The organism is Streptomyces sp. NPDC052107 (genome assembly GCF_040680215.1).
Lineage (GTDB): Bacteria > Actinomycetota > Actinomycetes > Streptomycetales > Streptomycetaceae > Streptomyces.
In genome coordinates, this window is record NZ_JBFAWG010000162.1 from 1 (window position 1) to 9,136 (window position 9,136).

Consider the following 9,136-nt stretch of genomic DNA (forward strand, 5'->3'; position numbering starts at 1 on the left):
TGCCCCTGGCCCGGACGGTCGCACCGTACGGCGAGAACCACGTCCCGTCACTACCGGTACCAGAACGGGCCTCCACCGATGTTCATACCGGGTACGAACGCGATCGAGAGCGTCAATGCACGTATCCGCAAGGCCGTCCGCGCCCGCGGGCACTTGCCGAACGGGGCCGCAGCCCTCAAATGCGTCTACCTGGCCATCATGAGCCTCGACCCCACCGGACAAGGACGCAAACGCCGGACCATGCGCTGGAAGCCCGCACTCCAGGCCTTCGACATCGCCTTCGACGGCCGACTCTCCATCGGCCGTCGATAATCCACACCACCCGAGTTACACCGTTGGCCGGGCAGACCCTACTTGGCACGATTCGGGCGAGGCGACACGGTCAGGGTGAGGCGTTGGTGCCCGCCGAAGACGCACATCGCCAACGTCAAGAACGTCGCAGCCGAGACGCCCCGAGCATCTGCTTGATCAGGCGGAACGTGTGCTTCAGATCGAGGTGGCGCAGTGGTCTGCAGGTGATCGCGGTGTGCGGTGACGAGGGGGCGCCAGCGTTCGCGGACGGTGTCGGTGGCGTCGAGCCGGCGAGTGATGAACGGCTCGGGGAGCAGGCCGCCGGTCATGGAGCGGGCGGCGGCCCGCCTTGCCCCGGCCGCCGGACGGCTGCGTCACCTGGGGAGGCATCGACGCGAGTCATCGGTGGCCGCCACGCCCCATGCGTTCGTACGCCTCCAGATTGAGGCGGGTGATCTCAGAGAGTGGTTCGGGGAGCCCGTCCAGGTCGAACCACCCGATGGCATCGCATTTGTCGGGCTCGCGGATGGTGGGAGAACCGGACAGGTGGTCAGCGAGATACGTGCCCGATACCCAGTGCTGGCTCTCCTGGGGAAGGATGTGGTCGAACATGCCAAGGAAGTCTGTCACTTCGATGCGGATCCCGTACTCCTCGAAGAACTCGCGGCACACCGCGTCCTGAAGCCGCTCGCCGAACGTGACGGATCCACCGGGGAACTCCCACGATCCCGCCTCGTTCTTGGCTCGGCGACCGCGCTGTGCCATGAAGACACGTCCTGCGTCGTCGAAGACCAGGGCACCGACACCGACGCCGATGAAGTCGCGCCCGGCGACGGCGACCGTCTCATCCATCGGTTGCGCTCCTCTCAGCGTGAACAGCCGGATCACAGGGATCACCTGATCATCGGAAGCATAAACACCACGGCGTACGTCCACATGAAGAGGGTCGACACCACGATGAAAGCCATGATGTAGGTCTCGTACCAGCGAAAGAAGTTACCCGGGCGTGGTTGCTTCCGGAACCCCGGATGGACGGCGCGATCGGTCAACTCGCATTCCTCGCTGCGGTAGTCGAGCCAGTTCAGTATGCCGATGAAGATCAGGATCTCGGTGAAGACCGCTACGACCGTTTCGAGTAACAGAAGGCCGATCACTCCCGTACGTGCCACCGCCGGCGCCACGCCCCACTGCCGGTAGCTGACGAACAGGGCTACTGCTGCACCGACAGCGGTGGTGGCGAGCGCCTGGTAGATGGCGAGGAACTTGTAGACGTTCTCATTGACGGCGTGGATCTGCTGGAGGATGTACTTGTAGCGTTCCAGGGAGAAGTCCTGGGCGGCCTTGTGGAGCCGTTCCTCCCGCGGCGTCAGTTCTTCGGCACTGCCGCCGTCGGCAGTCGAAGAACCTGGCTCGGAGGTCGCGGGCCGTGTCGCGTTCGGATCTGTCATTTCTCTCCAGAGGCTGCGAACGACAGGCAATCGAAGTGAGGCTGCCCATAGGCCCCGCCACAGAAGCACGTTCACAGGTGCACGCCACCTACCGCGCCAGGGCGGACAAACCGATACCGCAGGAGCAGGTAGGACGCGCGCCGGCTGACCAACCGGGTGCTGTACATGTCCGCTCCAACGCGCTGGCGGAACGGTCCGGCGGGTGCATCGCGCGCTCTGCCGGCCGCGCAGAGCGAGGACCAGCCACATCGCTCAAGGCTCGCACGGCCTGGCCAAGGCCGACGAGCGCCACATCCAGCCTGAACCTTCCACTGGGCTCACGCGGCACGCACGGCCTGACACCTCACAGACCTGCTGTAACAACACCGACCGGACACGACAGCGGGCCGCACCGAAGATCGGTGCGGCCCGTCGGCGTCATCAGGACCATCGCATGCCGATGACCGACAGCTGTTCGACGCGTTCCGCCGAGAGGCTCGCGGCCCGCGAGCGCTGGTTGCTGATCCATGCTCCGAGCCGAAACTCCCGTTCCTCCGGGTCCTCGCCGTCCTCACCGCTGACGACGATCCGTTCGACGTGCTTCCTCGGCACGCGGAGGTGTCCTTCACGCTCGTAGAACTGCTTGGCGGCGGCGCAGTTGGTGGCCCACTTGTCGGCCCGAGTTCGGCGCGGTGGCGGTTTCTCGTCCTTGGATGCCGAGGGGGCGGTCAGGGCCGCATGCGACGGATCTCTGAGGCGGAACCCTCCCAGATCATCGGCCTGGTCAGACAGCCGGCACCGGGCCGGCTGACGGTGCACGCGGCCGGCGACCTCGCCGCCGCGGACGAGGCCGGACCACCGCAGTGCCCCCTCGACGCGCTGGCCACTGAGGCGATGCGGCTGGGCATCCAGATTGGTCGCAGTCAGGTCCACCGAATCCTGCTGGCCGAGGGGGTGCGCTGGCGCCGCACCCGGTCTTGGACCCGCTCGAAGGACCCAGAGTTCGAGGGAGAAGGACGAGGATCATCGAGCTCCACACCTGCCCGCCCGAAGGCGTGACGATCGTCTGCGCCGACGAGCTGGGACCGGTGATCCCCCGCACCTTCCCGCCGACGCCGGGCTGGACGCCGGACGGCCACGGCATCAAATCCGAGGTCGACCACGGCCGCGGGCCGGAGAAGACCGGGGTCTACGGCGCCCTGCGGGTGCGCGACCGACTTGAAATCACCATGACCGCCTCCTCCCGCAGCAGCGCCTTCTACCAGAAGTTTCTCCAGAAGATCGAGACAGCCAATCCCGCCGGAGGGTGTGCCGGCTCGTCCTCTTCCTGCGGCTGCTGGCTGGCGGCTTCGGCTCTCGGGAAGCGACCACCTCGCACGAGCCAGGCTGGACCCCGCGCCACAAGCCGGAACTGGCGGCCCTCGCGGAACGATTCGCAGCCAACCGGCAGCAGTCGGCCACTGCTGTCATCGGGCAGGCGGCGGCGCGCGAGTGTGCAGACTTTGACGACACGATCATGGAGCTGTGCCGCTGATGCGGCTCGCATACCGGCATGCAGCCAGTCATCGTGCAGCTGACACGTCGAGCTTCCGGTTGGGCAGCCCTGACGAAGGCAACGCCTGGGAGACGCACGCGTGCAGGTCAGAAAGGGGTGCCACCTTGCGGAGCGGCGCCCCTTGCGCGTGCGCCCTGCCTCACCCTGATCCGGCCCACCCGGCCCATTAGGCTTGGGGGCTCCGACGGGCGGTCGCCCGCCGCCCGCCGGCGGGGGGACGGCACTCGTGCGGCTGCCCCGCACCACCACACCCAAGGACGGCAACCGAGTGTCTTTCTTCACCATCGGCCACCGCGGCGTCATGGCCGCCGAGCCGGAGAACACCCTGCGCTCCTTCCTGCGGGCCGAACGCGAGGGGCTGGACGGCATCGAACTGGACCTGCACCTGAGCAAGGACGGCGAGCTGGTCGTCATGCACGACGAGACCCTGGACCGCACGACGGACGGCTCCGGTCCGATCGCCGACCAGGAGCTGCGGAAGCTCAAGGAGCTCGACGCCGGCCTCGGCGAGCGCATCCCCACGTTCGGGGAGGTGCTGGACGCCGTCGGGCCGACGCTGCCGATCCAGGCGGAGATCAAGGAGGTGGCAGCCGCCCGGTCGCTGGCCAAGGTGCTCACCGACCGGGACCTGCTGGACCGGGTTTCTGTGCTGTCGTTCCACGACGCGGCGCTGATCGAGATCCGCAAGCTGCTGCCGCGGGCCCGCACCGTGCTGGTGGCAGGCCCCAGCGCGCACCGCGACACCTTCGTCGGCCGCGCCCAGAAGGTCGGTTCCACTCTGGTCAGCGTGGAGCTGTGCCAGCTGAACCGGGCCATCGTGGAGAAGTGCGGCGCCGCCGACATCGACGTGATGGCCTGGACCGTCAACGACGAGCGCGATCTGTCGCTGGCCCGGACGCTCGGACTGGTGGGCTGCGTGACCGACCAGCCTGGCATGAAGCGGCTGGTCGAGGCCGCGGCCTGACCTCAGGGGTCCGGCACCGAACCGGCCGCCCGTGCGGTCAGACGAGAGCATGCACGCCGTGGTCGCAGTCCCGCGCGCAGGGCCCACTCCGAGCTCAGGCCGCTGCCTGCCAGGCGTCGACAAGCGAGCGGACGGACGGAAACCGGCGCCCTGGGGAGGTGGCAGTCGCTGTCCTGACGACCTCCAGCTGCTCAGGTGTCCCGCGCCATTGCTTCTCCTCGTCGCCAGCGTCCAAGAGGAGGCGGAGCGCCCGGCCCAGAGCGAACACGGTTGTCCGGATGTCGATCAGCGATCCGCGCGCGAACTCCTCCGGTGCCATATAGCGCGTCGACCCGGGCAACCGGTCCGCGTTCAGGACGAAGGGGCCTGCCCGGTATTCGTCCAAGTCGCACAGCATCATGCGGTGCTCGTCGAAGTCGTACAACATGCATCCGTCATAGAGGTCGACCGCAACAAATCCGGCTTCCTCCACGACCAAGTGGGCAGAGAGGATGGATTCCAGCGCGGCGTGAATTCGAGGAAGCGGCTGGGCCCTGAACCGCGCCATCGGGCTGTCCGGAGCTGCCCGACCTCCATGGCGTGAGAGGGTCGGGTGGTAGAGAACCTCACCGCTCAACCATGGGTACACCAGCACAAGGCCATCGTCGGTGGTGAAGGAATACATCAGGTGCACGATGGCCGAGTGTGAGACGTTTTGGTGAAACGACACTGCCCGACGCAGGGAGGAGATCCCCTGCGGCGTCGACGCGCCTTTCACGAACCAACGTTGCCCTGATGCCAGCAGTCCGTATGAGATACAGTCAGAGTCCCGCTCTTCGAACTTCTGGAACACGGTGCCCAACCGGTCGAGAGCGGCTCCGAGCGTCGCAACGTGCGTCACGTCATGAAACGGGTGCGTCGTCATTCCGTGCATGATGTCACTCGCTCGCTGACTCCGTGCACCGCATGCTGCACGTGACTGGCGAGACTCCCACCCCAGGCCGAGCGCTCACTGCCCGCAGGAGACACAACACCCAGAACCGGCCTATCTCATTGTGCTCACTGTCGTGAACAGAAGAACTTGACAGAGAACACCAGTGACAACGCCACGCGCGAAGGTTGCGTCCTGAGAAGTGGTGTACGGGCTCCCACCTGGTCCGGGCGTTCGTCCCGGCGTCGGAGTGAGTGTCCGGATACAAGAACGGCCACCGGCTGATGTTCGAGATGTCGAAGGCTCGAAGGAGATCAGCACGATGACCGCACCCGACAGTCTGCGAGGGTCCGATGGTCCCGGCCTGGGCGAAGCGGCTGACGGTGCCGGACTCCGAGACCCGCGCCCGCTCGAAGATGGCCATCGACCGGTTGATCGCACGGCGCGAGGTGCACCTGCGGGAGAAGTCGCTGTGGCGGAGCTGTACGAGACCGCCGGACGTGCGGAGGAGATCCTTGGCGTGAACATTGGGGATCTGGACTTCGCCGGGCGCCGCTGCCCGGTCAAGGCGAAGGGCGCCCGGACCAAGGCCCGCCGCGGGGGCCAGGCTCGCGAGGACTTCGTGCTGGAGGCTGTGTCCTGGGACGCCGGCACCGCCCGGCTCCTGCCCCGGCTCCTCAAGGGCCGCACCCGTGGGCCGGTGTTCGTCACCCACCGCCGCCCAGGTCCGGGCAAGGTCGTCAGCCCCCGCGACGTCTGCCCGGACACCGGCCTGGCGCGCCTGTCGTACGGGCAGGCCCGCGCGCTGCTGGACGAGCACACCGCACTGCGCGGCCTGGGCACGGGCTGGGACCTGCACGAGTACCGTCACTCCGCCCTGACCCGCCTCGGCGAGCAGGGTGCCTCCCTGCTGATGCTGATGGCGAAGTCGAGGCACAAGAAGCCGGAGAAGGTCCGCCGCTACTTCAAGCCCTCCTCGGAGGCGATCGCCGAACTCACCGGCCTGCTCGCCTCTGGAGACGTTCGCCGCTGAACCGTCGCCACCCGACAGGGTGGGCCGCGGGGGCGGGGTTCGTGTCCAGGGCGCGTGGCTGCTCGTTGGCCGCCGGGGGGGCGATGAGCGAGGAGGCCGCCGGTGGGGGTGTCAGCCTTCGCGGCCGGGGAGCATGGCCAGGGCCTGGGAGCGCTGTGCGACGAGGTCGTCGTAGGTGCCGTCGCGCTCGGCCCAGCGGTGCACGAGGACGCCCTCCACGAGGATTTCGTGAGGGGTGGGGTCCTGCGAGAGCAAGCGCATGACCTCGGTGGCGAAGTCGTCGAGCGGCAGCGCGTGCGGGTTCACCTTTTCCTGGCCTGCTGTGGCGACGGCCGGGGGGACGAGCTCGACGACGCCGACACCGGTGCCGTCGAGCTGCGCCCGCAGTGCCTCGGAGTAGGCGTGCACTGCGGCCTTCGAGGCGGCGTAGGTGGGCATGGGCGGGAAGGGCAGGAAGGCGATGCCGGAGGTGACGGTGATGAAGGTGCCGGCGCCCCGCCGGACCAGGCGGGGGGTGAAGGCGTCGATGACCCGGATGGTGCCGACCAGGTTGGTGTCGATCGTCGTCTGTGCCGCCTCGAAGTGCGCGGGGTCGCGCAGGTCCTCCAGGAACATGACGCCCGACATGGTCACCACGGTGTCCAACTCGGGGTACCGGGCTAGCACAGCGTCACGGACAGACGTGACGGAGGTACTGTCGGTGACGTCGATACCGAACGTGCCGAAACCTTCTTCGGCGAGTTCCGAGAGTGCCTCCGGGCTCCGGCCGGCGACGGCCACGGTGCTGCCCGCCGCGGCGAACCGGCGGGCCAGCTCTCGCCCGATACCCGAGGTTCCGCCGACGATAAGAACGGTGCGGTTGGAGAGATCCACGGGATCTTCCCTTCAGTCCAGTGCGCCGACGGCGTTCAGGCCCGCGGCGCAGACAGTGATGTTCTCTGTCCTTCTCAAACGATGTCACCGCAGTCTTGACGGAATCCGCTGGGTATGGCAGAGCCCTCGTCTTCCCTGGTCCTGCCAGGGCCCCCTCTGAGACACATGCACCGCATTACGGTGTCCGTATGAAGGATGAGGAATCCGGCAACCGGCTTGGCAGCTACCTTCGTGCCCGGCGTGAGCTGGTCTCCCCAGCGCAGGCAGGACTCCCGCCCGGCGGAAACCGCCGCGTGCCCGGCCTGCGCCGTGAGGAAGTCGCCCTGCTCGCCGGAATCAGTCCCGACTACTACCTGCGCCTGGAACGGGGCCGTGACAAGAACCCCTCGCCTCAGGTCCTCGAAGCACTCGCGCGCGTCCTGCAGCTCGACGACATCGAGCGGACGTATCTGCTCGGCCTGGCTGCGGCACGCCCCAGGGCGCCGCGCCGCAAGCGGCCCGAGCACGTACCGGCGCGAGTGCACGAGCTGCTCGCCCACCTTCAGATCCCCGCGTTCGTCGAAGGGCGCGCGTTCGACGTGCTGGCCTCCAACCCCATGGCCGTCGCGCTCTCCCCCCGCCTGCGGCCCGGACAGAACCGACTTCGTTCCCTCCTCCTCGATCCCGAGGAACAAGCCTTCCACCAGGACTGGACCAAAGCCACCGCCGACTTCATCGCCGCGCTTCGCACCACTATCGGGGACGACACCGACAACCCTCGGTTCGTCGAACTCGTCGGAGAACTCGCACTGTCCAGCCAGCGGTTCCGCACCCTGTGGGCCCGCCACGACGTCCGCAGTCTCGACGGAGGCACCGCCACGCTCCACCACCCCGTCGTCGGTGAACTACGCCTCCACCGAGACAAACTCCCCATCGATGACGTCATCCTCGTCGTCTACTACCCCGACAAGGACAGTGACAGCGACGAGAAACTGCGGCTCCTCGCCGCACTCTCACACACCGAGTCCGCCGGCACAGCGCACGACAGACGGGCGGACGACCCGCACCCAAGGGCGCCCTGACGAACACGCGCCGTCCCGGCGTCGCAGCCAGAACGCCCGCGCCGTGGGTTCCGTCATCCGCGAGATCGCCCCGGGCCCTGATCACGAGCCATCCGCGTCGTCCTTGTCGTGTAGGGGCCGCAGGCCGCCGGGCAGTTCGGAGAGCTGGAAGGAGTACCGGCCCAGCACATTGATGTGGTGGCGGACGAACGGGGAGAGGCGGGCGACGTCCTGGTCGCGGACGTCGAAGCCGTCCGCGCGCAGCTGGTTGACCGCCGCGTCCATGTAGCGGGTGTTCCTCCATGCCGTCCTGGTAGCGCTGGTAGAGCTGTCCCTACTTTCCGTGGAAGATCCTCCGGGCCAGCGAGTGGCGGCCCTCCTGGAGGTTGGCCTGGCTCTTGATCTGCCTGCGGTAGCCGGGCTCGTCGGCCAGGCGCAGGATGTGCAGGGTCTTGGAGATCCGCCCGTAATGCGCGATCGCGTCGCCGAGCGGGGTCGGGCGGCCATACCGGGACAGCGTGCGGATGACGTCGTACGCGCGCACCGCGCCGGTGTGGACGGAGCCGATGATGTGGAGGATGTCCTCCCAGGTTGAACTCGGGGAGTCCGTCAGCGCGTGACACTTCTTGATCGCTGCGCTAGTGTCCTGAGTCTTTGATTCGGTTCAGATATCCGGTGAGGCGTTCGAAGATCTCGTCAGCGGTCTTCGTCCACACGAAGGGCCTGGGGTTGTCGTTCCAGTCGGCGATCCAGGCCCGGATGTCCTTCTCCAGGGCTTGGACGCTCCTGTGGACGCCACGCCGTATCTGCTTGTCCGTCAGGAGCGCGAACCAGCGCTCCACTTGGTTGAGCCAGGACGAGCTGGTCGGGGTGAAATGCATGTGGAACCGGGGATGAGCCAGCAGCCACTTCTGGATAGCGGGCGTCTTGTGGGTGGCATAGTTGTCGCAGATCAGGTGGACGTCGAGATGGTCAGGGACCTCCTTGTCCAGCTTGGCCAGGAACTTCTTGAACTCCACCGCGCGATGCCGGCGGTGGAGCGA

General features: G+C 67.4%; 10 protein-coding genes and 3 pseudogenes. 6 read left to right on the top strand and 7 right to left on the bottom strand.

What is annotated here, in order from left to right; genetic code table 11:
• A partial coding sequence (locus AB0M27_RS45295; RefSeq protein ID WP_365731815.1) for a transposase occupies positions 1-312 on the top strand: 312 nt, incomplete at its 5' end.
• A 378-nt stretch (positions 313-690) separates the two neighbouring features.
• Here the strand turns inward: AB0M27_RS45295 and AB0M27_RS45300 are convergent.
• From AB0M27_RS45300 to AB0M27_RS45310, 3 genes and pseudogenes are all read right to left on the bottom strand, one after another.
• Complete coding sequence (locus tag AB0M27_RS45300; protein WP_365731817.1) at positions 691-1,143, bottom strand: NUDIX domain-containing protein; 453 nt, start codon at positions 1,141-1,143, stop codon at positions 691-693.
• A 41-nt stretch (positions 1,144-1,184) separates the two neighbouring features.
• Positions 1,185-1,739, bottom strand: a complete 555-nt coding sequence (locus AB0M27_RS45305) for a hypothetical protein (protein ID WP_365731819.1) — start codon at positions 1,737-1,739, stop codon at positions 1,185-1,187.
• 420 nt (positions 1,740-2,159) lie between these two features.
• Positions 2,160-2,435, bottom strand: a pseudogene (locus AB0M27_RS45310) (helicase associated domain-containing protein); the annotation flags it as partial.
• Between the two features lie 21 nt (positions 2,436-2,456).
• Between AB0M27_RS45310 and AB0M27_RS45315 the strand changes: the two are divergent.
• The 3 genes from AB0M27_RS45315 to AB0M27_RS45325 all read left to right on the top strand — a co-directional run bounded on the left by AB0M27_RS45315 (position 2,457) and on the right by AB0M27_RS45325 (position 4,237).
• Complete coding sequence (locus AB0M27_RS45315) at positions 2,457-2,777, top strand: helix-turn-helix domain-containing protein (protein ID WP_365731834.1); 321 nt, start codon at positions 2,457-2,459, stop codon at positions 2,775-2,777.
• Positions 2,778-3,024: 247 nt separating this feature from the next.
• The gene (locus AB0M27_RS45320; protein ID WP_365731821.1) at positions 3,025-3,252 is read left to right on the top strand and encodes a hypothetical protein; all 228 of its coding nucleotides are present in this window, start codon (positions 3,025-3,027) and stop codon (positions 3,250-3,252) included.
• A gap of 289 nt (positions 3,253-3,541) precedes the next feature.
• Positions 3,542-4,237 carry a glycerophosphodiester phosphodiesterase family protein gene (locus tag AB0M27_RS45325; protein WP_365731823.1) on the top strand — a complete coding sequence of 232 codons (696 nt, stop codon included), beginning with the start codon at positions 3,542-3,544 and terminating at the stop codon, positions 4,235-4,237.
• A 94-nt stretch (positions 4,238-4,331) separates the two neighbouring features.
• Here the strand turns inward: AB0M27_RS45325 and AB0M27_RS45330 are convergent, their stop codons facing one another.
• On the bottom strand, positions 4,332-5,141 hold the full coding sequence (locus AB0M27_RS45330; RefSeq protein ID WP_365731826.1) for a serine/threonine-protein kinase: 810 nt from the start codon (positions 5,139-5,141) through the stop codon (positions 4,332-4,334).
• Between the two features lie 350 nt (positions 5,142-5,491).
• Between AB0M27_RS45330 and AB0M27_RS45335 the strand changes: the two are divergent.
• Positions 5,492-6,180, top strand: a pseudogene (locus tag AB0M27_RS45335) (tyrosine-type recombinase/integrase); the annotation flags it as partial.
• 111 nt (positions 6,181-6,291) lie between these two features.
• Here AB0M27_RS45335 and AB0M27_RS45340 read toward each other — a convergent pair.
• Positions 6,292-7,053 (bottom strand): SDR family NAD(P)-dependent oxidoreductase, encoded by a 762-nt coding sequence (locus AB0M27_RS45340; protein WP_365731828.1) that lies wholly within the window; start codon positions 7,051-7,053, stop codon positions 6,292-6,294.
• 188 nt (positions 7,054-7,241) lie between these two features.
• On the opposite strand from AB0M27_RS45340, the gene AB0M27_RS45345 reads away from it, so the two are divergent.
• Positions 7,242-8,114, top strand: coding sequence for a helix-turn-helix transcriptional regulator (locus AB0M27_RS45345; protein WP_365731831.1), 873 nt, complete (start codon positions 7,242-7,244; stop codon positions 8,112-8,114).
• Between the two features lie 81 nt (positions 8,115-8,195).
• On the opposite strand, the pseudogene AB0M27_RS45350 reads toward AB0M27_RS45345, so the two are convergent.
• Positions 8,196-8,682 (bottom strand): annotated as a pseudogene (locus tag AB0M27_RS45350) (Tn3 family transposase); the annotation flags it as partial.
• 49 nt (positions 8,683-8,731) lie between these two features.
• Positions 8,732-9,136, bottom strand: a 405-nt coding sequence (locus AB0M27_RS45355; RefSeq protein WP_365731833.1) for a transposase, incomplete at its 5' end; no start/stop codon positions are given.

Coding starts and splice junctions, on each gene's coding strand:
- AB0M27_RS45305 (WP_365731819.1), bottom strand. CDS start 1,739: ATGACAGATCCGAACGCGACACGGCCCGCGACCTCCGAGCCAGGTTCT.
- AB0M27_RS45330 (WP_365731826.1), bottom strand. CDS start 5,141: ATGACGACGCACCCGTTTCATGACGTGACGCACGTTGCGACGCTCGGA.
- AB0M27_RS45345 (WP_365731831.1), top strand. CDS start 7,242: ATGAAGGATGAGGAATCCGGCAACCGGCTTGGCAGCTACCTTCGTGCC.
- AB0M27_RS45315 (WP_365731834.1), top strand. CDS start 2,457: ATGCGACGGATCTCTGAGGCGGAACCCTCCCAGATCATCGGCCTGGTC.
- AB0M27_RS45300 (WP_365731817.1), bottom strand. CDS start 1,143: ATGGATGAGACGGTCGCCGTCGCCGGGCGCGACTTCATCGGCGTCGGT.